We start from the raw sequence: 25284 nt of genomic DNA, 5'->3' as shown, positions 1-25284 counted from the left end.
TGGGAGCGGGCTTGCTCGCGAAGGCGACGTGTCAGTCGACATCAATGTTGCCTGTCAGACCGCTTTCGCGAGCAAGCCCGCTCCCACATTGATCGTGTTCCGTCAGGGAGAGCCCAGTGAGCCGTTAGATATCCGCCAGCGCCGACACCAGAATCGCCTTGATGGTGTGCATGCGGTTTTCCGCTTGCTCGAAGGCGATGTTGGCCGGCGACTCGAATACTTCTTCAGTCACTTCGACGCCGTTGGCCAGGAGGGGATAGCGCGCGGCGATGTCCTTGCCGACCTTGGTTTCACTGTTGTGGAACGCTGGCAAACAGTGCATGAACTTCACGCGCGGGTTGCCCGAGGCCTTCATCATGTTGGCGTTGACCTGGTACGGCAGCAGTTGCTCGATGCGCTCGTCCCACGCTTCCACTGGCTCACCCATCGACACCCAGATGTCGGTGTGGATGAAGTCCACGCCCTTGACTGCTTCTTTCGGGTCTTCGGTGATGGTGATGCGCGCGCCACTCTCCTCGGCGAAGGCTTTGCACTGATCGATGAAGTCCTGATGCGGCCACAACGCTTTTGGTGCGGCAATGCGCACGTCCATGCCGAGTTTGGCGCCGATCATCAACAGCGAGTTGCCCATGTTGTAGCGGGCATCGCCGAGGTAGGCGTAGCTGATGTCGTGCAGCGGCTTGTCGCTGTGCTCACGCATGGTCAGGGTGTCGGCGATCATCTGCGTCGGGTGGAATTCAGCGGTCAAGCCGTTGAACACCGGCACGCCGGCGAACTTCGCCAGCTCTTCGACGATTTCCTGTTCGAAGCCGCGGTACTCGATGGCGTCGAACATCCGCCCCAGCACGCGGGCGGTGTCTTTCATGCTTTCTTTGTGGCCGATCTGCGACGACACCGGGTCGATGTAGGTGACGTGGGCGCCCTGGTCATGGGCCGCGACTTCGAAGGCGCAATGGGTACGGGTCGAGGTTTTTTCGAAGATCAGTGCGATGTTCTTGCCTTGCAGGTGTGGACGCTCGGTGCCGGTGTATTTGGCGCGTTTGAGGTCACGGGACAGGTCCAGCAGGTAATTCAGCTCGCGAGTGGTGTGGTGCATCAGCGAGAGCAGGCTGCGGTTGCGCATGTTGAAAGCCATGATTGGATCTCCTTTGGTTTCGGTTATCCCCAGGGCCTGTGCCTTATAAGCGCAGGCCGAGGTATGCAAGCTAATAGTCGATAGGGTCGCGAATGATCGGGCAGGTCATGCAGTGGCCGCCGCCACGCCCGCGCCCGAGTTCTCCGGCGCTGATGGTGATGACCTCGATGCCGGCCTTGCGTAGCAGGGTGTTGGTGTAGGTGTTGCGGTCGTAGCCGATGACCACGCCCGGCTCCAGCGCCACCACGTTGTTGCCGTCGTCCCATTGCTCGCGTTCGGCGGCGAAGCTGTTGCCGCCGGTTTCGACGACGCGCAGTGCTTTGAGGTTGAGGGCCTTGGCCACGGTGTCGAGGAAGCTGGTTTCTTCGCGGCGGATATCAATGCCGCCCGGTTTGCTTTCGTCAGGTCGCAGGCTGAAGGCGACGATCTGGTTCACCACTTCCGGGAAGATGGTCACAAGGTCGCGGTCGCAGAAGCTGAACACGGTGTCCAGGTGCATCGCTGCACGGGATTTCGGCAGGCCGGCGACGATGACTTTTTCCACCGCGTTGTTCTTGAACAGATTCACCGCCAATTGACCGATGGCCTGGCGGGACGAGCGTTCGCCCATGCCGATCACCACCACGCCGTTGCCGATCGGCATTACGTCGCCGCCTTCAAGGGTGGAGTTGCCGTGCTCCTGGTCCGGGTCGCCGTACCAGATCTGAAAGTCGGCGTGGGTGAACTGCGGGTGGAACTTGTAGATGGCGGTGGCCAGCAGGGTTTCCTGACGGCGCGCCGGCCAGTACATCGGGTTCAGGGTCACGCCGCCGTAGATCCAGCAGGTGGTGTCGCGGGTGAACTGGGTGTTGGGCAGCGGCGGCAAGATGAAGCTGGAATGACCGAGAAATTCGCGGAACATCTGAATGGTCTTGCCGCCGAAGCTGTCCGGCAGGTCATCGGCGGAGACGCCGCCAATCAGGAATTCAGCGATCTTGCGCGGCTCCAGGCTGCGTAGCCAGGAACCGGTTTCGTTGACCAGCCCAAGGCCGACCGAGTTGGCGGTGATCTTGCGTTCCAGAATCCAGTCCAGCGCTTCTGGAATCGCGACGATATCGGTCAACAGGTTGTGCATTTCCAGTACGTCGACATTACGCTCACGCATTTTGGTGACGAAGTCGAAATGGTCACGCTTGGCTTGGGCAACCCACAGCACATCATCGAAAAGCAGCTCGTCGCAGTTGTTCGGGGTCAGCCGCTGGTGAGCCAGGCCGGGGGAGCAAACCATGACTTTGCGCAGTTTGCCGGCTTCGGAATGGACGCCGTACTTAACTTTTTCGGTGCTCATTACAGAGATCCTCCAGATGACAAATGAGTCAGGTGTTACAGAGTCAGGAAGCCGTCATACAGCCCATAGGCCGCCACCAGGGCACCCGCGACGACTGCGGCGAAAATCAGCTTCTCGACGTTGGTGAAAACCGGTTTGTTGACTTCAAGTTTGGCTTTGGCGAAGAGGATCGCGCCGGGCGCATAGAGCAGGGCAGAGAGCAGCAGGTATTTGACGCCACCGGCATAGATCAACCAGACCGCGTAGATCAACGCGACGGCACCGATGAACAGATCTTTCCTGCGCTCGGCCAAAGCGTTTTCATAACTCTCGCCGCGCACCGCCAGCAGCAGCGCATACGCCGCCGACCACAGGTAAGGCACCAGAATCATCGACGTGGCGAGGTAGATCAGTGACAGGTAAGTACTGGCCGAAAACAGCGTGATGATCAGAAATAGCTGAACCATCACATTGGTCAGCCACAGTGCATTGACCGGTACATGGTTGGCGTTTTCCTTGCGCAGGAAGGCCGGCATGGTGTGGTCCTTGGCAGCGGCGAACATGATCTCCGCGCACAACAGCACCCATGACAGCAGCGCACCCAGCAACGAGATGATCAGGCCAACGCTGATCAGCACCGCGCCCCAATGACCGATCACATGTTCCAGCACCGCGGCCATGGACGGGTTCTGCAGTTTCGCCAATTCCGGTTGGGTCATGATTCCCAGGGACAGCACGTTCACCAGCATCAGAAACAGCAGCACGGTGATGAAGCCGATGACCGTGGCTTTACCCACGTCGCTGCGTTTTTCCGCACGGGCCGAGAAAATGCTCGCGCCTTCGATGCCGATGAACACCCACACGGTGACCAGCATCATGTTGCGCACCTGGTTCATCACGCTGCCCAGGTCCGGGTTTTTTACGCCCCAGATGTCGGCGGTGAAGATCTCCAGTTTGAAAGCGAACACGGCGATCAGCACGAACAGCAGCAGCGGCACGATCTTGGCGACGGTAGTCACCAGGTTGATGAACGCCGCTTCCTTGATCCCCCGTAAAACCAGAAAGTGCACCGCCCAGAGCAGCACCGAGGCACCGATCACCGCGGCGACAGTATTTCCCTCCCCAAAAATGGGGAAGAAGTAGCCGAGGGTGCTGAACAAGAGTACGAAGTAACCAACGTTCCCCAACCAGGCACTGATCCAGTAACCCCAGGCGGACGAGAAGCCCATGTAGTCGCCGAAACCGGCCTTGGCGTAGGCGTAAACACCACCGTCCAGATCCGGCTTGCGGTTGGCCAGGGTCTGGAACACGAAGGCGAGGGTCAACATGCCCACCGCGGTAATGGCCCAACCAATAAGAACGGCACCTACATCAGCACTGGCGGCCATGTTCTGGGGCAAAGAGAAAATCCCGCCACCAATCATTGAGCCGACCACTAAAGCAACGAGCGCGCCGAGTTTCAGTTTTCCGGGGGATTCAGACATTCCATGACTCCAATGCAGGAGAAGAGAGATAACAGGGTAATTCTGTTAGCTATTCAATCAGCTGACATAGATCAGTGCATGGGCACATTCCATTGTTAATGAATGACTTATGAATCTTTTCCGTGCATAGCGGTATTGCTGGAAAAGCCCTGTTCACAGGGGCTTCGCCAGAACAGGCAGGCGTAATCGATAGTGCTAGGGCTTTGAAATTAGTTTGTTTCTGCGGTTTCGCAGGCCAAAGCAATAGATTGTTCGGCTATAAATAACAGGCGCTGACTGGATTAATGGATAAACGTTATTTCGCTTTATCTATTTAGTTAAAAACAACTACGTGATGATTTTTCGGTGCTGGTCGCATCGGCCGCATTTGAGAAAAAGGGACTTGATGATTGGCGGCGGGATTTTCTCTTTGCCGCAGTTACTGTCGTTGTGATGCGGTACCTGCGTTGACTATTCGGGCGTCTTCGCGAGCAAGCTATCTGATGGTCACCACCACTGCGCGCGATGGGAACCCAATTCCCCGGCCGGCAGCGCCCACTGCAGCGGCGTTTCCGTAATCTTCAGCGGCACTTGCAACCGATGGGCTGGCCCCCACGATGTTTGCTCAACCAACATCCCTTGATCGTTGTCATCTTCTACCCGCAATGGCTCATCCGTCCCCGCGCCATTTTCAATCAATACTTTCGCCGTGCGTGCCAGTGACAAGCGCGCTGTGCCACCGCCCCCGCTACTCAATCGCTCAGCCAATAGCTTGATCGCACTGGCCGCCATCAAATACCCGGTGGCGTGGTCAAGGGCCTGAACCGGCAGCGGTGTCGGTTTATCCGCCTTTTTCCACTGCATGCCCGCGTCGGCAATCCCGCTGCTCATCTGCACCAGGCTGTCGAAGCCGCGGCGGTTCTGCCAGGGGCCGCTCCAGCCGTAAGCGTTGAGGCAAACATCGATCAGGCCGGGGGCCAGTGCCTGGCGTTGGGCGATGCCGTAACCCAGGCGTTCCAGTGCGTCGGCGCGGTAGCCGTGAAGCAGGATGTCGGCGTCCTTGAGCAGGCTTTCGAATACCGCGCGATCAGTCTTGTCGTGCAGATCCAGGCGCGCACAGCGTTTGCCCAGGGTGACTTCCGGCACCACGCCCGGTTCGTTCCAGGTCGGTGGGTCGATGCGCAGTACATCGGCGCCGAGGCCCGCGAGGAAGCGGCTGGCGATCGGGCCGGCGAGCACTCGCGTGAGGTCCAGCACTTTGATCCCGGACAGTGGTTGCGCTACCGAACCCTGCCACGGTTTCGCGTTTTGGCTGCCGTCGGCGCTGAACTGCATCAGCGGTTCGGCGTTCACGGCCCGACCTTGAGGGTGGGCCTGCCATTGCTTCCAGCTTCGCATCTGTGCCGCGCAACCACCGGCTTCGACTACCGCTTGTTCCAGATCGCTTTTCGCCCATTGAGCCACTTTGTTCGCCATCGCTGCGTGGTCGGCACAGGCGCCGAGCACTGATTCGGCGGCGGCGCGGTGATGGGGTGCGTTGGTGTGCAGGCGGATCCAACCGTCCTTGCTGGCGTAGTCGCCGGCGACCGGGTCCCATAGCGGTGGGACGCTCCAGCCCACGGGGCGGATCGAGGTGGCGAACCAGAACGACGCCAGACGCCGGTCGACTTCAAGGCTGGGTAAACGACCGGTTTGCCGATGCAGCAGTACGCTGGCCGCCTGGCCGGCGGCGGCAATGCTCGCGCAGGCGAGATCAGTCACGGCAAACGCCGAGGACAGGGCGCCGCTCGAGGTGAACGGTATGGGTGTGTGCGGCAAGCCGAGTGCGGCTTGAATGGACGTGAGTAAATCAGTCATCGAAGGCCCTCCGGAGCGAGAGCCCGAGCATAGTTCAAAATGTCACCTGTAGGCGCGAGCGGTGCGGCGATCCGACTTGTCCGCGAGCAGGGCGAAAAGAAGTCGGGTGAGTTTTGAGGTGGCTGGGTGAGGCATGGGGCTTGAGGTGGATCGCAAGGCTTACAGTTCATACATACCTTGTGGGAGCGGGCTTGCTCGCGAAGGCGGCCTGACATTCAACAGAGAAGTCGACTGTTACACCGCTTTCGCGAGCAAGCCCGCTCCCACAGGACCGTATTTTCAGGCGAATTGGGGGGGTGATGGCAGACGTGATTGACTCACGGGAGGACCTGATCCATTTCGAGCGAATGGTAATGCTTGTCATCCGCTCGAATGGTCAAGTGCGATTTGCAGTGTTACCCGCGCCCCAGCAGATAGGTCGCGTAATCCGGGATGCGGTGTTCGTGGGCCTGATTCATCAACGGGCTGCTGAGCAGGTAATCGGCACTGCATTCGTTGCAGGCCACCGGGATGTTCCACACCGCCGCGACCCGTAGCAGCGCCTTGATGTCCGGGTCGTGGGGTTGCGGTTCGAACGGGTCCCAGAAGAACACCAGCATGTCGACCCGCTGCTCGGCGATTCGCGCGCCGAGTTGCTGGTCGCCGCCCAGCGGACCACTGATCATGCTCTCCACCGGCAGGTCGAGGCGTTGTTGCAACAACAACCCCGTCGTGCCGGTGGCGACCAGTTCATGTTGCGCGAGCTTGTCTTTCTGCCGCTCGGCCCAGTCCAGCAAAAACACTTTGCAGTGGTCATGGGCGACCAGGGCGATACGTTTGCGCGCTGCCAGGGTCTTTTGCGTAAAGCTGATACCGATCATCGCTTGCTTCTCCAGACGAGAATGCGCCTGCGACGACGCATTTTTCGGCGTTGCCAACACCTGTAGGAGCTGCCGCAGGCTGCGATCTTTTGATCCTGATTTTCAGCGATCCGGAGGAGATCAAGATCAAAAGATCGCAGCCTGCGGCAGCTCCTACAGGTCCGCGTCGACACAAGTGTCGAGCTGTTTATTCTGCGTTGCAGAGCGCCAGGCAGTTGTCGAGCATGCGGTTGGAGAAGCCCCATTCGTTGTCGTACCAGGCCAGCACTTTGAGCAGCTTGCCGCTGGACTTGGTGTGGTTGGCATCGAAGATCGATGACAGCGGGTTGTGATTGAAGTCGCTGGAAACCAGCGGCAGGGCGTTGTAGCCGAGAATTTTCGAGTGCTGGCTGGCTTCTTTTAGCAGCGCGTTGACTTCATCGGCCGACGCTTCACGCTTGAGTTGCACGGTCAGGTCCACCAGCGACACGTTGATCACCGGAACACGTACCGCCATGCCGGTCAGTTTGCCCGCCAGTTCCGGCAGCACCAGGCCGACGGCTTCAGCGGCGCCGGTCTTGCTCGGGATCATGTTCTGGGTGGCGGAACGGGCGCGGTACGGGTCGGTGTGGTAGACGTCGGTCAGGTTCTGGTCGTTGGTGTAGGCGTGAATGGTGGTCATCAGACCGCTTTCGATGCCCAATTCGCGGTGCAGCACCTGGGCCACCGGGGCCAGGCAGTTGGTGGTGCACGAGGCGTTGGAAATGATCTGGTGCGATTGGCGCAAAATGTCGTGGTTAACACCATAGACCACGGTGGCGTCGGCGCCTTTGGCCGGGGCCGAGATAATCACTTTGCGCGCGCCGGCCGTAATATGCGCGGCGGCTTTGGCACGGTCGGTGAACAGGCCAGTGCATTCGAACACGACGTCGACCTTTTCCGCAGCCCACGGCAATTCGGCCGGGTTGCGAATGGCGCTGACCGAAATACGGTCGCCGTTGACGGTCAGGCTTTCCTGATCGTGCTGGACATCGGCATCGAATGTGCCGTGAACGGTGTCGTACTTGAGCAGATGAGCGTTCATCGAGCTGTCGCCCAGATCGTTGATCGCTACGATCTGCAGATCCTCACGATAACCTTGGGTATACAGTGCGCGCAGGACATTACGGCCGATACGGCCAAAACCATTGATTGCGATTCGAAGAGTCATTTACAGCGCCGCCGTCGTTTTGTTGTTGGAATTACAAGATTATTCGCATAAAAATAGAAAACAAGCCTTTTTAATGGCAATATTTTGTTTTATCTACAACGAGTGACCTGAATCAACTGGTCCGAATGATCAAGAAAACCGTCTGTCATCCCAATCACAGCGGTGCTTGATCAGCATAGACAATCAGGTCGCCACATCCGTTAGCCTGGAGTTCTACACATGCATCCCCGCGTCCTTGAGGTCACCGAACGGCTTATCGCCCGCAGCCGCGCCACGCGTGAGGCTTACCTTGCATTGATCCGCGGCGCCGCCAGCGACGGCCCGATGCGCGGCAAGCTGCAATGCGCCAACTTCGCCCATGGCGTGGCCGGGTGTGGCAGCGACGACAAGCACAGCCTGCGGATGATGAACTCCGCCAACATCGCGATTGTTTCGTCATATAACGACATGCTCTCGGCGCACCAGCCGTACGAAGTCTTTCCTGAGCAGATCAAAAAAGCCCTGCGCGAAATCGGTTCCGTCGGCCAGTTCGCCGGTGGTACGCCCGCGATGTGCGATGGCGTGACCCAGGGCGAGCCGGGCATGGAGCTGAGCCTGCCGAGCCGTGAAGTGATCGCGTTGTCCACCGCTGTGGCGCTGTCCCACAACATGTTCGACGGCGCGCTGATGCTCGGCATCTGCGACAAGATCGTGCCGGGCCTGATGATGGGCGCGTTGCGTTTCGGTCATCTTCCGACGATTTTCGTGCCGGGCGGGCCGATGGTTTCGGGCATCTCCAACAAGCAGAAAGCCGATGTGCGTCAGCGCTACGCCGAAGGCAAGGCGAGCCGCGAAGAGCTGTTGGAATCGGAGATGAAGTCCTATCACAGCCCTGGCACCTGCACTTTCTACGGCACCGCCAACACCAACCAGTTGCTGATGGAAGTCATGGGCCTGCACTTGCCGGGCGCCTCGTTCGTCAACCCGAACACCCCGTTGCGTGATGCCCTGACCCGCGAAGCGGCGCACCAGGTGACGCGTCTGACCAAGCAGAGTGGCGACTTCATGCCGATCGGCGAAATCGTCGACGAGCGTTCGCTGGTCAACTCGATCGTCGCGTTGCACGCCACCGGCGGCTCGACCAACCACACCCTGCACATGCCGGCCATCGCTATGGCGGCGGGCATCCAGTTGACCTGGCAGGACATGGCCGACCTCTCCGAGGTGGTGCCGACCCTGAGCCACGTGTACCCGAACGGCAAAGCCGACATCAACCACTTCCAGGCGGCGGGCGGCATGTCGTTCCTGATCCGCGAGCTGCTGGAAGCCGGCCTGCTTCACGAAAACGTCAACACCGTGCTCGGCCACGGCCTGAGCCGCTACACCAAGGAACCGTTCCTCGATAACGGTGAACTGGTCTGGCGCGAAGGCCCGATCGAAAGCCTCGACGAAAACATCCTGCGTCCGGTCGCTCGCGCATTCTCGGCAGAGGGTGGTCTGCGAGTGATGGAAGGCAACCTCGGCCGTGGCGTGATGAAGGTTTCGGCGGTCGCGCTGGAAAACCAGATCGTCGAAGCACCGGCCATGGTGTTCCAGGATCAGCAGGACCTGGCCGATGCGTTCAAGGCCGGTTTGCTGGAGAAAGATTTTGTCGCTGTGATGCGCTTCCAGGGCCCTCGCTCCAATGGCATGCCGGAACTGCACAAAATGACGCCGTTCCTCGGCGTGCTGCAGGATCGCGGTTTCAAAGTTGCCTTGGTGACTGACGGACGCATGTCCGGCGCCTCGGGGAAAATCCCGGCGGCGATCCACGTCAGCCCTGAAGCTTACGTGGGCGGTGCTTTGGCGCGGGTGCAAGAGGGCGATATCATCCGCGTCGATGGCGTCAAAGGCACCCTGGAGCTTAAGGTGGACGCCGAAGAATTCGCAGCGCGCGAACCTGCCAAGGGTCTGTTGGGCAACAACATCGGCAGCGGTCGCGAACTGTTTGGTTTCATGCGCATGGCCTTCAGCTCCGCAGAGCAAGGCGCCAGCGCCTTTACTTCTGCCCTGGAGACGCTTAATTGAAACTGGCTTTGGTCGGTGACATCGGTGGCACCAACGCACGTTTCGCGTTGTGGAAAAACCAGCAGCTGGAATCGATCCAGGTGCTGGCGACGGCAGACCACGCCAGCCCGGAGGAGGCGATTGCGCTCTACCTGAGCGGGCTCGGTCTGGCGCCGGGTTCTATCGGTTCGGTGTGCCTGTCGGTGGCGGGCCCTGTGAGCGGCGATGAATTCAAGTTCACCAACAATCACTGGCGACTCAGTCGCAAGGGGTTCTGCAAGACCTTGCAGGTGGATCAACTGCTGCTGGTCAACGACTTCTCGGCCATGGCCCTGGGCATGACCCGCTTGCAGCCGGGCGAGTTTCGGGTGGTCTGCGAGGGCACGCCGGAGCCATTGCGGCCGGCGGTGGTGATCGGCCCGGGCACTGGCTTGGGCGTGGGGACGTTGCTCGATCTGGGCGAGGGCCGTTTTGCCCCGCTGCCGGGGGAGGGCGGTCACGTCGATCTGCCGTTGAGCAGTCCGCGGGAAACTCAACTCTGGCAACACATCTTCAACGAGATCGGTCATGTCAGCGCTGAAACGGCGTTGAGCGGCAGTGGTTTGCCGCGGGTCTACCGCGCGATCTGCGCGGTGGACGGTCACACGCCTGTGCTCGACACGCCTGAGGCGATTACGGCTGCGGGGCTGGCGGGTGATCCGATTGCCCTGGAAGTGCTCGAGCAGTTCTGTTGCTGGCTCGGTCGCGTGGCCGGCAATAACGTACTGACCACCGGTGCACGGGGTGGCGTTTACATCGTTGGCGGGGTGATTCCACGGTTTGCCGATTTCTTCATCGAAAGCGGTTTCGCCCGCAGCTTCGCCGACAAGGGCTGCATGAGCGATTACTTCAAAGGCATTCCGGTGTGGCTGGTGACAGCGCCGTATTCCGGCCTTGTTGGTGCGGGTGTGGCGCTCGATCAGGCTTAGACCGCGTCGCCTCATTCGCGGGCAAGCCTCGCTCCTACAGGAATGTCGCCGATTTGCTGACCGGCACGAATCCTGTGGGAGCGAGGCTTGCCCGCGAAGAGGCCGGAACAGACACCATAGATCCACGATCGATCAGGCATAATCCTCTCTAACACAAACAACAAGGACGCCGCCCTGTGAGCTCAGTCAACAAGTCGATTTTGTTGGTCGATGACGATCAAGAGATACGCGAGTTGCTGGACACCTACCTGACCCGCGCCGGTTTCCAGGTTCGTACCACGCCCGACGGTGCAGGCTTTCGTCAGGCCTTGAACGAGGCGCCGAGCGATCTGGTGATCCTCGACGTGATGCTGCCGGACGAAGACGGTTTCAGCCTCTGCCGCTGGATCCGCCAGCACCCGCGCCAGGCCCACGTACCGATCATCATGCTCACCGCCAGTTCCGACGAGGCCGACCGCGTCATCGGCCTGGAGCTGGGCGCCGACGACTACCTCGGCAAACCCTTCAGTCCCCGTGAGTTGCAGGCGCGCATCAAAGCCTTGTTGCGCCGCGCGCAGTTCGGTCAGGAGCGTTCCGGCAGTGAAGTGCTGGCCTTCGATGATTGGCGGCTGGACATGGTCAGTCATCGACTATTCCACATCGATGGCGAGGAAGTGATTCTCTCGGGCGCCGATTTTGCGCTGTTGAAACTGTTCCTCGATCACCCTCAGGAAATCCTCGACCGCGACACCATCGGCAACGCCACCCGTGGCCGCGATCTGATGCCGCTCGATCGTATCGTCGACATGGCGGTCAGCCGTTTGCGTCAGCGCCTGCGCGACACCGAAAAACCGCCGCGGCTGATCCGTACCGTACGTGGCAGCGGCTACCAACTGGCAGCCAACGTGGTTGCCAGCAATGGTCACTGATTTTCTGCGCAAGCTCGCCGGACGTGTGCCGGTGCCGCGCTCGCTGCTCGGGCGCATGTTGCTGCTGACCCTGCTGGCGGTGCTGTTCGCCCAGGCGTTGTCGAGCGTTATCTGGGTTTCGCAATTGCGCGCCACCCAACTCGAAGGCCTGGTCACCAGTGCCCGCAGCCTGGCCCATTCGATGACGGCCAGCGTCAGTTATTTCCGCTCGTTGCCGGTGGCGTTCAGGCCGCTGGTGCTCGACCAGTTGCGCAGCATGGGCGGCACCCGGTTCGTGGTGACCCTCAACGACAAACCCTTGGGCATGGAAGTACTGCCGATCACCCCGCGCAAAGAAGCGGTGCTCAAAGCGGTGGACGAAGTGCTGCGCCAGTCGCTGGGCCAGGACACCGACATCTCGGTGACGTTCGTCAGCCCCGAAGACTTGCGGATTTTCAACGGAGGCTTGAAGCTCGACGAGTTGCCGCGCTCCTGGGCGCACTACGCGTTGACCCTGGAGCCGGTGAACCCGCCGGTGCTGGTCACGCAAATCCAGATGGCACCGGGCGAATGGCTGTACATCGCTTCGCTGTTGCCCGAGCCCTACACCAGTCTTGAAGAGCAGGGCCTGCCGGCGCAGCAGGTCTGGTTCATCGTGCTCACCAGCGGTTTCTTGCTGCTGTTCATCGGCCTGCTGGTGCACTGGCAGAGCCGACCGCTCAAGCGACTGGCTCGGGCGGCCAGGGACATGTCTTTGGGTGCGGAAGTCGAACCGGTGGCCGAGGGCGGTGGCAGTGAAGTGGTGGAAGTGGGCCGCGCCTTCAATGCGATGCGTGAGCGCATCAGCCGTTACCTGACTGAACGCAGCCAGTTGTTCAGCGCGATTTCCCATGACTTGCGCACACCGATCACCCGGTTGCGATTGCGGGTCGAATTGCTTGAAGACGAAAAGCTGCAAGCCAAGTTCGGTCGTGATCTGGATGAGCTGGAGTTGCTGGTCAAAGGCGCGCTGCAATGCGTGAAAGACACCGACATCCACGAAAACATCGAGCCGGTGGACCTCAATCATGTGCTCGACTGTCTGGTGGAACCCTATCTGGCGCCCAACGGCAATGGCCGCGTGACCCAGCAGGGACGGGCGCTGGCGCCGTATCCCGGTAAGCCACTGGCGCTCAAGCGTTGCATCGGCAACCTGATCGACAACGCCTTGAAATATGGGCAGAACGCGCATCTGCACATCGATGACGACGAAAGCGCGTTCGTCTTGCATGTCGACGATGAAGGGCCGGGCGTGCCGGAGCAGCGGCTGGAGCAGGTGTTCGAGCCGCACTTCCGTTTGGCCGGGCAGCAGCAGGGTTATGGGCTGGGGTTGGGGATTGCGCGCAACATTGCGCATAGCCATGGCGGGGAAGTCAGCCTGCAAAATCTGCGTGAAGGTGGCTTGCGTGTGACGTTGCAGTTGCCGAGATCAATGGATTGAAACCGCCCCTGTGGCGAGGGAGCTTGCTCCCGCTGGGGCGCGGAGCGGCCCTAAAAGAGGGACTGCTGCGCAGTCCAGCGGGAGCAAGCTCCCTCGCCACAAGACATCACTCACCTCGGAGTTGGAGTGAATGTCACAAACCAGTGACATAACTCGCCCCCTTCGTTACCTGCCCATCACTGCTCGTTGTTTAGACTGGTCCCAGTCACAACAACAAAAAAAGGTACCGCATGGACACCTTCCAACCCGCCTTCAGCAGTTGGCTGAACGCGCCTGCCCATCAGCAATGGCTCGCCACCGAAGGCCTGCGCCTGTTGGCGTTCGCCAGGGCTTCAAAGCTCCCCGAAGGTTTCGGCAACCTCGACGATCAGGGTCGCCTGCCGGCCGGCGCGCAAGCCGAAACCATGAACACCGCGCGCATGACCCACAGCTTCGCCATGGCCCACATCCAGGGCCTGCCGGGTTTCGCCGAGCTGGTGGATCACGGCATCAAGGCCCTCAGCGGGCCGCTGCGTGACGCCGAGCACGGTGGCTGGTTCGCCGCGCCCGAACACCGCGACGGCAATACCGGTAAAGCCGCTTACCTGCATGCCTTCGTGGCGTTGGCCGCGAGTTCTGCGGTGGTCGCCCAACGTCCCGGTGCACAAGCCTTGCTCATTGATGCAATCCACATCATCGACACGCATTTCTGGAGCGAGGAGGAGGGCGCCATGCGCGAATCCTTCAGCCGCGACTGGCGTGAAGAGGAGGCCTATCGTGGCGCCAACAGCAACATGCACGCCACCGAAGCCTTCCTTGCCCTGGCCGATGTCACCGAGGACAACCGCTGGCTGATTCGCGCCCAGCGCATCGTCGAGCGCGTTATTCACGATCACGCCGCGGCCAACGACTACCTGGTGGTCGAGCATTTCGACCGCGACTGGCAGCCGCTGCGCGACTACAACCACGACAACCCGGCTGACGGTTTCCGTCCTTACGGCACCACGCCGGGCCATGGTTTCGAATGGGCGCGGCTATTGCTGCACCTTGAGGCGGCGCGGGTGCAGGCCGGGATACTCACACCGGGCTGGCTGGCAACCGATGCGCAAAAACTCTTCGACCACAATTGCCGTCACGGCTGGGACGTCGATGGTGCACCGGGCATTGTCTACACCCTCGACTGGGATAACCGTGCGGTGGTTCGACATCGCCTGCACTGGACACACGCCGAAGCCAGCGCCGCCGCCAGTGCGCTGCTTAAACGCACCGGTGACGGGCAATACGAGCGCTGGTACCGACTGTTCTGGGAATTTTGTGACAGTCATTTCATTGACCGCTGCGATGGCAGCTGGCATCACGAACTCGATCCGTTGAACCGCCCGAGCGCCGATATCTGGGCCGGCAAACCCGACCTGTATCACGCTTGGCAAGCCGTATTGATCCCGCGCCTGCCGCTGGCGCCGAGCATGGCCACTGCGCTGGCGCAATTGTCCCAGAGCGTTCCTGTGTAACCATGTGGTGACATTCGCGCGTCCCTTCGTTACCTGCGAAGGGGCATCCCCTGTTTAGAATCCTATGTAGCGCAAGCACCAGACTTGCATGCATAACAACAAGAAAGGTACTACTAGATGAATGCGATTTCTCGCCTCGCTACTGTCATTTCTCTCGCTTCGCTGCTTCCCGTTGCTGCATTCCCGCTGAGTGCCCTTGCCGCCGATTCCAAAGGTTCGGTGGAAGTCGTTCACTGGTGGACATCGGGTGGTGAAAAAGCAGCGGTCGATGTGCTCAAGGCCCAAGTCGAAAAAGACGGCTTCACCTGGAAGGACGGCGCAGTGGCCGGCGGTGGCGGCTCCACGGCCATGACCGTACTCAAAAGCCGCGCCGTGGCCGGTAACCCGCCGGGCGTTGCCCAGATCAAAGGGCCGGACATCCAGGAGTGGGGCAGCACTGGCCTGCTCAGCACCGACACGCTCAAAGACGTTTCCAAGTCCGAAGGCTGGGATAACCTGCTGATCAAGAAAGTCTCCGACACCGTGAAATACGAAGGCGATTACGTCGCCGTGCCGGTGAACATCCACCGCGTCAACTGGCTGTGGATCAACCCGGAAGTCTTCAAGAAAGCCGGGATCGACAAAGCGCCGACCACCCTCGAAGAATTCTATGCCGCTGGCGACAAGCTCAAAGCCGCCGGCTTCATCGCGCTCGCTCACGGTGGCCAGCCTTGGCAGGACAGCACCGTGTTTGAAGACGTAGTGCTCTCGGTCATGGGCGCCGACGGTTACAAAAAAGCGCTGGTCGACCTGGATCAGAAAACCCTCTCCGGGCCCGAGATGGCCAAGGCTTTCACGGAGCTGAAAAAAATCACCGGCTACATGGACCCGAACCGCGCCGGTCGTGACTGGAACATCGCTGCCGCCGACGTCATCAACGGCAAGGCCGGCATGCAGATGATGGGCGACTGGGCCAAGAGCGAATGGACCGCCGCCAAGAAAGTAGCGGGCAAGGACTATCAGTGCGTACCGTTCCCGGGCACCGAAAAAGCCTTCACCTACAACATCGACTCGATGGCTGTGTTCAAGCTCAAAGCCGATCGCAAAGGCGACATCGCCGCTCAGCAAGACCTGGCGAAGGTCGCTCTGGGCAAAGACTTCCAGAAAGTCTTCAGCATCAACAAAGGCTCGATCCCGGTGCGTACTGACATGCTTAACGACATGAGCGCGCTGGGCTTCGATTCCTGCGCTCAAGCGGCGGCCAAGGATTTCCTGGCTGACGAGAAGACTGGCGGCCTGCAACCGAGCATGGCGCACAACATGGCCACTTCCCTGGCCGTGCAGGGCGCAATCTTCGATGTGGTGACCAACTTCATGAACGACAAGAACGCTGACCCGGCCAAGGCCAGCGCGCAACTGGCATCGGCTGTCAAAGCCGCCCAGTAATCCCTGACACCGAGTAATCCCTGTGGGAGCGGGCTTGCTCGCGAAAGCTGACTGACATTCAACATGGATGTCGACTGACACACCGCTTTCGCGAGCAAGCCCGCTCCCACAAGGGATCGCCGTGCCGATTCCATTTCTCTTCACCTGGATTATCCCGATGAGCTCTGTGGCGGTTTTCAGCAAAGCCTCACCGTTCGACGCACTGCAGCGCTGGCTCCCCAAACTGGTTTTGGCGCCGAGCATGCTGATCGTCCTGGTTGGTTTTTACGGTTACATCATCTGGACATTCGTACTGTCCTTCACCAACTCCAGTTTCATGCCGAGCTACAAATGGGTCGGCCTGCAGCAATACATTCGCCTGATGGACAACGATCGCTGGTGGGTCGCGAGCAAGAACCTCGCGGTGTTCGGCGGTATGTTCATCGGCATCAGCCTGGTGCTGGGGGTGTTCCTGGCGGTGCTGCTGGATCAGCGCATTCGCAAGGAAGGCTTCATTCGCACCGTTTACCTGTACCCGATGGCGCTCTCGATGATCGTCACCGGTACGGCGTGGAAATGGTTGCTCAATCCAGGGCTCGGCCTGGACAAGATGCTGCGTGACTGGGGCTGGGAAGGCTTTCGTCTCGACTGGCTGGTGGATCAGGATCGCGTGGTGTATTGCCTGGTGATCGCCGCCGTGTGGCAAGCCTCCGGGTTTGTGATGGCGATGTTCCTGGCCGGCCTGCGCGGTGTCGATCAATCGATCATCCGCGCGGCGCAAGTCGACGGCGCGAGCCTGCCGACCATCTACCTGAAGATCGTATTGCCGAGCCTGCGCCCGGTGTTCTTCAGCGCCTTCATGATCCTGGCGCACATCGCGATCAAGAGTTTCGACCTGGTGGCAGCGATGACCGCGGGTGGCCCGGGCTATTCGTCCGACCTGCCGGCGATGTTCATGTACTCCTTCACTTTCAGCCGTGGCCAGATGGGCATTGGTTCGGCGAGCGCCATGATGATGCTCGGCGCGATCCTGGCGATTCTGGTGCCGTACCTGTACTCCGAATTGCGAGGCAAACGCCATGAGTAATCAACTTGGCAAGCCAGGCATCAGCTTCAGCCGCATCGCCATTTACGCGACGTTGTTGCTGGCCGCGGCGATCTATTTGGTCCCGTTGGTGGTGATGCTGCTGACCAGTTTCAAATCCCCGGAAGATATCCGCACCGGCAACCTGTTGAGCTTGCCGCAAGTGATTGATGGCATCGGCTGGATCAAAGCCTGGGACAGTGTCGGCAGCTACTTCTGGAACTCGGTGAAAATCACCGTGCCGGCGGTACTGATCTCTACTTTCATCGGTGCCATGAACGGCTACGTGCTGTCGATGTGGCGCTTCCGTGGTTCGCAACTGTTCTTCGGCCTGTTGTTGTTCGGCTGCTTCCTGCCGTTCCAGACGGTGCTGCTGCCGGCCTCGTTCACCCTCGGCAAGATAGGCCTGGCCAACACCACTACGGGCCTGGTGCTGGTGCACGTGGTCTACGGCCTGGCGTTCACCACGCTGTTCTTCCGTAACTACTACGTGAGCATTCCGGATGCGCTGGTCAAGGCGGCGCGGCTGGATGGCGCGGGCTTCTTCACGATTTTCTGGAAGATCCTGCTGCCGATGTCGATCCCGATCGTGATGGTCTGCCTGATCTGGCAGTTCACGCAAATCTGGAATGACTTCCTGTTCGGCGTGGTCTTCGCCAGTGGCGATGCCCAGCCGATTACCGTGGCCCTGAACAACCTGGTCAACACCAGCACCGGGGCCAAGGAATACAACGTTGATATGGCTGCCGCGATGATCGCCGGGCTGCCGACACTGCTGGTCTACATATTTGCTGGCAAGTATTTCCTGCGTGGGCTGACGTCCGGCGCGGTCAAGGGGTAGAACATGGCAACTCTCGAATTACGCAACGTTAACAAAACCTACGGCGCCGGTTTGCCGGACACCCTGAAAAACATCGAGCTGAAGATCAATGACGGTGAGTTCCTGATCCTGGTCGGTCCATCGGGCTGTGGTAAATCCACTTTGATGAACTGCATTGCGGGTCTGGAAAACATCAGCGGCGGGGCGATCCTGGTGGACGACGCCGACATCAGCGGCATGAGCCCGAAAGATCGCGACATCGCCATGGTGTTCCAGTCCTACGCGCTGTATCCGACCATGAGCGTGCGCGACAACATCGCGTTCGGCCTGAAGATTCGCAAAATGCCGGCCGCTGAAATCGACGAAGAAGTCGCTCGCGTGGCCAAGTTGCTGCAAATCGAACACCTGCTGAGCCGCAAACCGGGTCAGCTCTCCGGTGGTCAACAACAGCGCGTGGCGATGGGCCGGGCGCTGGCGCGACGGCCGAAGATTTACCTGTTCGATGAACCACTGTCCAACCTCGACGCCAAGCTGCGGGTCGAGATGCGCACCGAAATGAAACTGATGCACCAGCGCCTGAAAACCACCACGGTCTACGTGACTCACGACCAGATCGAAGCCATGACCCTGGGCGACAAAGTGGCGGTGATGAAGGACGGGATCATTCAGCAGTTCGGCACGCCGAAAGACATCTACAACAACCCGGCCAACCTGTTCGTGGCGAGCTTCATCGGTTCGCCGCCGATGAACTTCATCCCGCTGCGTCTGCAGCGCAAGGACGGTCGTCTGGTGGCGCTGCTCGACAGCGGTCAGGCGCGCTGCGAATTGCCGCTGGGCATGCAGGACGCCGGTTTGGAAGACCGTGAAGTGATCCTCGGCATGCGCCCGGAGCAGATCGTGCTGGCGGGCAGCGAGCCGAATGGTTTGCCGACCATTCGCGCCGAAGTGCAGGTCACCGAACCGACCGGTCCCGACACCCTGGTGTTCGTCAACCTCAACGACACCAAAGTCTGCTGCCGCCTGGCACCAGACGTCGCGCCGGCCGTGGGCGAGACCCTGACTTTGCAATTCGATCCTTCGAAAGTGCTGCTGTTCGATGCCAAGACCGGTGAACGCCTCGGCGTTGCCGGCCTGCCAAAAACCGAAGCTCACAGCGCCAACGTAGCCCAATTCAAAGGTAGATAAAGATCAAATGTGTGAGCGGGGCTATGTGGGAGCTGGCTTGCCTGCGATGGCATCAACTCGGTTCGACGTTAAACCGAGTCGCCTGCATCGCAGGTAAGCCAGCTCCCACACAAGCCGCTCCCACAGGGGGGATTCGCTGCAGATGGGGACATCCGCCGCAATCGATGTAAACCGCGTTAGATAAAAACAGTTAATAACAATAAAACGAGGATGTAGGGATGATGAAGAAGAACAACGCTCGGCTTATCTGCCAATTGTCAGCTATTGCGGCAATGATGCTGGCCGGTAGCGTGCACGCGGCTGACGCGTTCAGTGCTGACTCGCAGTGGATGACCGGTGATTGGGGTGGCGAGCGGACCAAGCTGATCGAACAAGGTATCGACATCAAGGCCGACTACGTCGGTGAAGTGGGCGCCAACCTGCACGGCGGCTACAACAACGACAAGACGGCGCGTTACGCCGACCAGTTTGGCTTGGGCGTGGCGCTGGACCTGGAAAAGCTGTGGGGCTGGGATAACACCCAGGCCAAGATCCAGCTCACCAACCGTAACGGTCAAAACATCTCCAATGACCGTATCGGCGACCCGCGTGCCGGCACCTTGAGTTCCTCCCAGGAAGTCTACGGCCGTGGCCACATGGTCCGTCTGACCCAGTTGTGGGTCCAGCATCAGTTCCTCGACGGTAAACTGGACGTCAAAGCCGGTTACTTCGGCGAAGGCGAAGACTTCAACACCTTCCCTTGCGAGTTCCAGAACCTGGCATTCTGCGGTTCCCAAGCGGGTAACTGGGCGACCGGTATCTGGTACAACTGGCCGGTCATGCAGGCGGCGATGCGCGTGAAGTACAACATCACGCCTGAGTTATATGCGCAGATCGGCGCGTACAACCAGAACCCATCGCAACTTGAGCACGGTAACGGCTTCAAGCTCAGTGGCAGTGGTACCAAGGGCACCGTCTTGCCGGTCGAACTGGTCTGGTCGCCGAAGGTCAACAACCTGCCGGGTGAATACCGTGTCGGTTACTACAAGAGCACTGCCGATGCCGATGATGTCCGTGAAGACGACAACGGCAATGATGCAGCGACCACAGGCAACGCCTATCGCAGCCACGACAGCAAGAACGGCTACTGGTTCGTGGCGCAGCAACAACTCACCAGCCACAACGGTGATGCTTCTCGCGGTCTGAACATCGCGGCCAACGCCACCTTTCACGACAAGGACACCAACTTCGTCGACAACTACCAGTCGCTGATGTTTGTGTACAAAGGCCCGTTCGATGCTCGTCCAAAAGACGACGTCGGGATCGGTTTCGCCCGTATCCATGTCAACGATGACGTGAAGAAAAACGCCGAGTTGGTCAACGCCACCAATGGTGTCACCGACTACAACGATCCGCTGTTCTCGCCACTGCGTACCACCGAGTACAACTACGAGATCAACTACGGTTTCCACGTTACCAACTGGCTGACCGTACGTCCTAACCTGCAATACATCACTCACCCAGGTGGTGTGGATGAAGTCGACAACGCTCTGGTGGCCGGTCTGAAAATTCAGTCGGTGTTCTAACGCTGTTGCGATAAGCTCCTCTCTATGTGCGCATATTTGCGGATGGCCAAGGCTATCCGCTTTTTTTTGGGGCTGATCAGCCAGGCGGCTGGCGAATGCATTGTGGCGAGGGAGCTTGCTGTGGCGAGGGGGCTTGCCCCCGTTGGAGTGCGCAGCACTCCCCCAATACAGTTGTCTTAAGAGACGCATGATCACTTTTACGACTGCTTCGCAGTCGAACGGGGGCAAGCCCCCTCGCCACAGTGGTTCACTGGGCACAAGAGTACGAGTACACCAATGATTTTCAGGACCGTGGCACATGCTTGAGCATCCGCTACAACGCTTCTTCAAATCCTTGCGCGAACGTCCGGTGTTTGCGTGGGAGCGCTATCAGAAGCGCGACGTGTTGGTGATTGATCATCCGCTGTGTCAGGCGGTGTTCAGTCGTCAGGGCGCGCAGTTGCTGCACTTCCAGCCAAAGGGTCAGAAGCCCTGGCTATGGTGCGCGGCGAAATGGCCGCACGTCGGTGCGATTCGCGGCGGGGTGCCGGTGTGCTGGCCGTGGTATGGCCGCCATCCGAGCGAAAACGCCTGGCCGTCCCACGGTTGGGCAAGGCTGCTCGACTGGAAGCTGATGGACAGCCGTAGCGACGATGATGGCGTGCGTTTGCACTGGCAGCTTCAGCTATGCGACTGGCAGGTGGACCTGCACGCGCACTTGGGCGAGCGCATGGATTTGCACCTGAGCACCGAGCATCAGGACGACATGCCGTGCCAGTTGAGTCAGGCGTTGCACGCCTATTGGCGTATTGGTGACGTGGGTGAGGTAGCGCTGTCTGGGCTCGACGGCGCGCAAGGTTACGACCAGCTGAACCGCCAGGTTTGCCAGCAGGAAGGCGAGTTGCGGGTCGACGGCGGTTGTCAGCGGGTGTTCCAGCATGACGGTGAATTGCAACTAAAGGACCACGCCTGGCAGCGGCAATTGTGCATCGACACCGGTGACCATGCAGACACGGTGGTCTGGCATCCCGGCGCACGGCCGTTGCTGGGCGTGAGCTGGAACGAGGTTTTAGAGTTCGTCTGTGTGGAAGCGGCCAGCGGCGGGACCGACAGCCTGTGCCTGGCACCGGGGGAGCGGGCGCATTTGAGTTTGCAGGCGCGGGTTGGGGTTTAGCTCAAGACTTTCGGTGTTGCGGCTGACCTCTTCGCGGGCAGCCTCGCTCCTACAGTTTTCGGTTGACCGCCAATTTCGCGACCGACATCAATCCTGTAGGAGCGAGGCTGCCCGCGAAGAGGCCGGAGCAGGCAATAGAGCTATCGGACTAATTAAACTCATCCCCAATCGGGTACCGACTGGCATTCAGACTTTCCTTGATCTTGCGCAAATGCGGCTGGAAATCCACGCCTCGGCGCAAGGTCATGCCGGTGGCGAGCACATCGAGCACAGTCAGCTGAATGATCCGCGACGTCATCGGCATATAGATGTCGGTGTCTTCCGGCAGTGGAATGTTCAGGCTCAAGGTACTGGCCTTGGCCAGCGGCGAACCCTCGGCCGTCAGGCCCAGTACCGAAGCGCCGTTTTCCCGGGCGATGCGCGCTACTTCCACCAGTTCGCGGGTACGGCCGGTGTAGGAAATGATCACGAACAACTCACCCGTGTGGGCCACCGAGGCAATCATGCGCTGCATCAGCACGTCGGCATGGGCGGTCACCGCCAGGTTGAAGCGGAAGAACTTGTGCTGTGCATCCAGCGCCACCGGGGCCGAGGCGCCGAGGCCGAAGAAGTGGATCTGCCGGGCCTGGATCAACAGGTCGACGGCGCGGCTGATCAGGCTCGGGTCAAGAGCCTGCAATGCACTGTCCAAAGAGGCGATGGCGCTGCCGAAAATCTTTTTCGTATAGGCTTCCGGATTGTCATCGGCTTCAACCGCCCGGCTGACATACGCCGCGCCACTGGCCAGGCTTTGGGCCAACTGAAGCTTGAGTTCTGGATAACCGCTGACGCCGAACGAACGGCAGAAACGGTTGACCGTCGGCTCGCTGACCTTTGAGGCCTGGGCGAGGGCGGCGATGCTGAACCGGGTGGCCTGCTGCGGGTTGAGCAGGATCACTTCGGCGACTTTGCGTTCTGCCTTGTTCAGGTCTTCAAGGCGATTCTGGATCTGTTCCAGTAAATTTCGCACGCGGTCCATTACATGTTCCTTGGGTCAGCAGCGCAAATAAGCGTTCGGCTATGCAAATTGGGCCTTGGATATGGCCCATAACGGTGGCCTATCCTACTGATGGCCCCGACCGACCACCACACGGAATCTATATTTTGCGAAAATGTTGTGGTTATTACTACATTTTTCCTTGAGTGATGCCTTGAAAAAAGGTATTTGTAGCTTAACTTGATAAAAGAACAAACATCATGCCTTCGATTACGGTTGAACCGTGCACCTTTGCCTTGTTCGGCGCTCTTGGCGATCTAGCCTTGCGCAAGCTGTTTCCTGCCCTTTATCAACTCGATGGCGCCGGCCTGCTTCATGAGGATACGCGCATTATCGCGCTGGCCCGTGAACCGGGCAGCGAGCAGCAGCATCTGGCATACATTGCCACCGAGCTGCGCCGCTACGTCGGTGCCAAAGAGCTGGATGAAACTGTGGTCGAGCGCTTCCTGGCTCGTTTGAGCTACCTGCACGTCGACTTCCTCAAGGCTGACGACTACGTTGCCCTGGCCGAGCAGGCCGGTAGCGCCCAGCGGGTGATTGCCTACTTCGCCACCCCGGCGGCGGTTTACGGCGCCATTTGCGAGAACTTGTCGAAGGTCGGCCTGACCGAAAACACCCGCGTGGTGCTGGAAAAACCCATCGGTTCGGACCTGGAATCCTCGCGCAAGGTCAACGACGCCGTGGCGCAGTTCTTCCCGGAGAACCGCACCTATCGCATCGACCACTATCTGGGCAAAGAGACCGTTCAGAACCTGATCGCCCTGCGTTTCGCCAACAGCCTGTTCGAAACCCAGTGGAACCAGAATTACATCTCCCACGTGGAAATCACCGTGGCCGAGAAGGTCGGGATCGAGGGCCGTTGGGGCTATTTCGACAAGGCCGGCCAGCTGCGGGACATGATCCAGAACCACCTGCTGCAACTGCTCTGCCTGATCGCCATGGACCCGCCAGCCGACCTGTCCGCCGACAGCATCCGTGACGAGAAAGTCAAAGTCCTCAAGGCGCTGGCGCCGATCAGCCCGGAAGGCCTGACTACTCAGGTGGTGCGTGGCCAGTACATTGCCGGTCACAGCGAAGGTAAATCGGTGCCCGGGTATCTGGAAGAACCTAACTCCAACACCCAGAGCGACACCGAAACCTTCGTCGCCCTGCGTGCTGATATTCGCAACTGGCGCTGGGCCGGCGTGCCGTTTTACCTGCGGACCGGCAAGCGTATGCCGCAGAAGCTGTCGCAGATCGTCATTCACTTCAAGGAGCCGTCGCACTACATCTTCGCTCCTGAGCAGCGCTTGCAGATCAGCAACAAACTGATCATCCGCCTGCAACCGGACGAAGGCATTTCCTTGCGCGTGATGACCAAGGAACAAGGCCTGGACAAGGGCATGCAGCTGCGCAGCGGTCCGTTGCAGCTGAATTTTTCCGACACCTATCGCAGCGCGCGGATTCCCGATGCCTACGAGCGGTTGTTACTGGAAGTGATGCGCGGCAATCAGAACCTGTTTGTCCGTAAAGATGAAATCGAAGCCGCGTGGAAGTGGTGTGACCAGTTGATCGCCGGATGGAAAAAATCCGGTGATGCGCCCAAGCCGTACGCGGCCGGGTCCTGGGGGCCGATGAGCTCCATTGCATTGATCACGCGGGACGGGAGGTCGTGGTATGGCGATATCTGAATTGAAATTGCCTCAGGGCGTCAGCGCCCATGAGTTCAAAAGCCCGGTGCTGCTGGCCGAAGGCCTGGCATTGACGGTAGCCAGACAACTGAGCGACGCAATTGCTGCACAGGGCACCGCGACGCTGGTGGTGTCCGGTGGACGCAGCCCGGTGGCGTTTTTCCAGCACCTGGCCAAGCAGGCGCTGGACTGGTCGAAAGTGGTGGTCAGCCTGGCTGATGAGCGCTGGGTGCCGGTGGAGCATGCCGACAGCAATGCCGGTCTGCTCAAGCGCTACCTGTTGCAAGGCCCGGCGGCCAAGGCCCAGTTCTTGAGCTTCTACAGTGCCACCGCCAACCTGGAACTGGCCGCCGAGCAGGCTGATCGCTTGCTCGCCGAATTGCCGCCGATCGATGTGCTGGTGCTGGGCATGGGTGACGACGGCCACACCGCGTCGTTGTTCCCCAACAGCCCGAACCTGGCCGATGCCTTGAAAGTCGACGGCACCCGTCGTTGCTGGCCGATGCTGGCGCCGACCGTACCGCATCAGCGCTTGACCATGAGCCGTGCGCTGCTGGCGTCTGCAAAAAACACCGTTCTATCGATTTCCGGTCAGTCCAAGCTGACCACCCTGAGTGCCGCACTGGCCGGTGACGATGTTGCCGCCATGCCGATTCGGGCGTTTCTGCAACCTACGTTAGAGATTTACTGGTGCCCATGAACCAAGG

20 protein-coding genes are annotated in these 25284 nt (G+C 59.9%); 13 read left to right on the top strand and 7 right to left on the bottom strand.

Annotated elements, in window-relative coordinates:
• Positions 1 to 124: 124 nt before the first annotated feature.
• The 6 genes from ACA044_RS23640 to gap all read right to left on the bottom strand — a co-directional run bounded on the left by ACA044_RS23640 (position 125) and on the right by gap (position 7810).
• Positions 125 to 1135, bottom strand: a complete 1011-nt coding sequence (locus ACA044_RS23640) for an ornithine carbamoyltransferase (RefSeq protein ID WP_497443522.1) — start codon at positions 1133 to 1135, stop codon at positions 125 to 127.
• Between the two features lie 70 nt (positions 1136 to 1205).
• On the bottom strand, positions 1206 to 2462 hold the full coding sequence (gene arcA / locus ACA044_RS23635; protein ID WP_497443521.1) for an arginine deiminase: 1257 nt from the start codon (positions 2460 to 2462) through the stop codon (positions 1206 to 1208).
• Positions 2463 to 2497: 35 nt separating this feature from the next.
• Complete coding sequence (gene arcD / locus ACA044_RS23630; protein WP_497443520.1) at positions 2498 to 3925, bottom strand: arginine-ornithine antiporter; 1428 nt, start codon at positions 3923 to 3925, stop codon at positions 2498 to 2500.
• A 486-nt stretch (positions 3926 to 4411) separates the two neighbouring features.
• Entirely contained in the window at positions 4412 to 5761 is a 1350-nt protein-coding gene (locus tag ACA044_RS23625) for a CoA transferase (protein WP_497443519.1), read from the bottom strand.
• Positions 5762 to 6156: 395 nt separating this feature from the next.
• On the bottom strand, positions 6157 to 6621 hold the full coding sequence (locus ACA044_RS23620) for a methylglyoxal synthase (protein ID WP_497443518.1): 465 nt from the start codon (positions 6619 to 6621) through the stop codon (positions 6157 to 6159).
• Positions 6622 to 6808: 187 nt separating this feature from the next.
• Entirely contained in the window at positions 6809 to 7810 is a 1002-nt protein-coding gene (gap, locus tag ACA044_RS23615) for a type I glyceraldehyde-3-phosphate dehydrogenase (protein WP_497443517.1), read from the bottom strand.
• Positions 7811 to 8029: 219 nt separating this feature from the next.
• On the opposite strand from gap, the gene edd reads away from it, so the two are divergent.
• The 11 genes from edd (at position 8030) to ACA044_RS23560 (ending at position 21871) form a co-directional block, all read left to right on the top strand.
• Complete coding sequence (edd, locus tag ACA044_RS23610) at positions 8030 to 9856, top strand: phosphogluconate dehydratase (RefSeq protein ID WP_497443516.1); 1827 nt, start codon at positions 8030 to 8032, stop codon at positions 9854 to 9856.
• Entirely contained in the window at positions 9853 to 10803 is a 951-nt protein-coding gene (locus ACA044_RS23605; protein WP_497443515.1) for a glucokinase, read from the top strand. Before edd ends, ACA044_RS23605 begins: the two co-directional genes overlap by 4 nt.
• Before the next feature lie 176 nt (positions 10804 to 10979).
• A complete protein-coding gene (locus ACA044_RS23600) occupies positions 10980 to 11711 on the top strand; it encodes a response regulator (RefSeq protein ID WP_008006907.1) in 732 nt (243 codons plus the stop codon).
• A 31-nt stretch (positions 11712 to 11742) separates the two neighbouring features.
• Entirely contained in the window at positions 11743 to 13170 is a 1428-nt protein-coding gene (locus ACA044_RS23595; protein ID WP_497447294.1) for an ATP-binding protein, read from the top strand.
• A gap of 230 nt (positions 13171 to 13400) precedes the next feature.
• Positions 13401 to 14660 (top strand): D-mannose isomerase, encoded by a 1260-nt coding sequence (locus ACA044_RS23590; protein WP_497443514.1) that lies wholly within the window; start codon positions 13401 to 13403, stop codon positions 14658 to 14660.
• Between the two features lie 117 nt (positions 14661 to 14777).
• The gene (locus ACA044_RS23585) at positions 14778 to 16085 is read left to right on the top strand and encodes an ABC transporter substrate-binding protein (protein ID WP_497443513.1); all 1308 of its coding nucleotides are present in this window, start codon (positions 14778 to 14780) and stop codon (positions 16083 to 16085) included.
• Positions 16086 to 16242: 157 nt separating this feature from the next.
• The gene (locus tag ACA044_RS23580) at positions 16243 to 17151 is read left to right on the top strand and encodes a carbohydrate ABC transporter permease (protein ID WP_007902369.1); all 909 of its coding nucleotides are present in this window, start codon (positions 16243 to 16245) and stop codon (positions 17149 to 17151) included.
• Positions 17144 to 17989 carry a carbohydrate ABC transporter permease gene (locus tag ACA044_RS23575; RefSeq protein ID WP_497443512.1) on the top strand — a complete coding sequence of 282 codons (846 nt, stop codon included), beginning with the start codon at positions 17144 to 17146 and terminating at the stop codon, positions 17987 to 17989. Before ACA044_RS23580 ends, ACA044_RS23575 begins: the two co-directional genes overlap by 8 nt.
• Before the next feature lie 3 nt (positions 17990 to 17992).
• Complete coding sequence (locus ACA044_RS23570; RefSeq protein ID WP_454187545.1) at positions 17993 to 19153, top strand: ABC transporter ATP-binding protein; 1161 nt, start codon at positions 17993 to 17995, stop codon at positions 19151 to 19153.
• 218 nt (positions 19154 to 19371) lie between these two features.
• Positions 19372 to 20718, top strand: coding sequence for a carbohydrate porin (locus tag ACA044_RS23565; RefSeq protein ID WP_497443511.1), 1347 nt, complete (start codon positions 19372 to 19374; stop codon positions 20716 to 20718).
• 298 nt (positions 20719 to 21016) lie between these two features.
• The gene (locus ACA044_RS23560) at positions 21017 to 21871 is read left to right on the top strand and encodes a D-hexose-6-phosphate mutarotase (RefSeq protein ID WP_497443510.1); all 855 of its coding nucleotides are present in this window, start codon (positions 21017 to 21019) and stop codon (positions 21869 to 21871) included.
• A 148-nt stretch (positions 21872 to 22019) separates the two neighbouring features.
• On the opposite strand, the gene ACA044_RS23555 is transcribed toward ACA044_RS23560, so the two are convergent.
• Positions 22020 to 22880: a MurR/RpiR family transcriptional regulator gene (locus ACA044_RS23555; RefSeq protein WP_497447293.1), complete on the bottom strand. Its 861-nt coding sequence runs from the start codon at positions 22878 to 22880 to the stop codon at positions 22020 to 22022.
• A gap of 227 nt (positions 22881 to 23107) precedes the next feature.
• Here ACA044_RS23555 and zwf point away from each other — a divergent pair, with 227 nt between their 5' ends.
• A complete protein-coding gene (zwf, locus tag ACA044_RS23550; protein ID WP_497443509.1) occupies positions 23108 to 24577 on the top strand; it encodes a glucose-6-phosphate dehydrogenase in 1470 nt (489 codons plus the stop codon).
• Positions 24564 to 25277, top strand: coding sequence for a 6-phosphogluconolactonase (pgl, locus tag ACA044_RS23545; protein ID WP_497443508.1), 714 nt, complete (start codon positions 24564 to 24566; stop codon positions 25275 to 25277). Before zwf ends, pgl begins: the two co-directional genes overlap by 14 nt.
• Positions 25278 to 25284 lie beyond the last annotated feature (7 nt).

This window comes from Pseudomonas sp. LBUM1673 (assembly GCF_059695645.1).
Note: the sequence above shows the minus strand (reverse complement) of the source record. Positions and strands in the feature narration are given on the sequence as shown.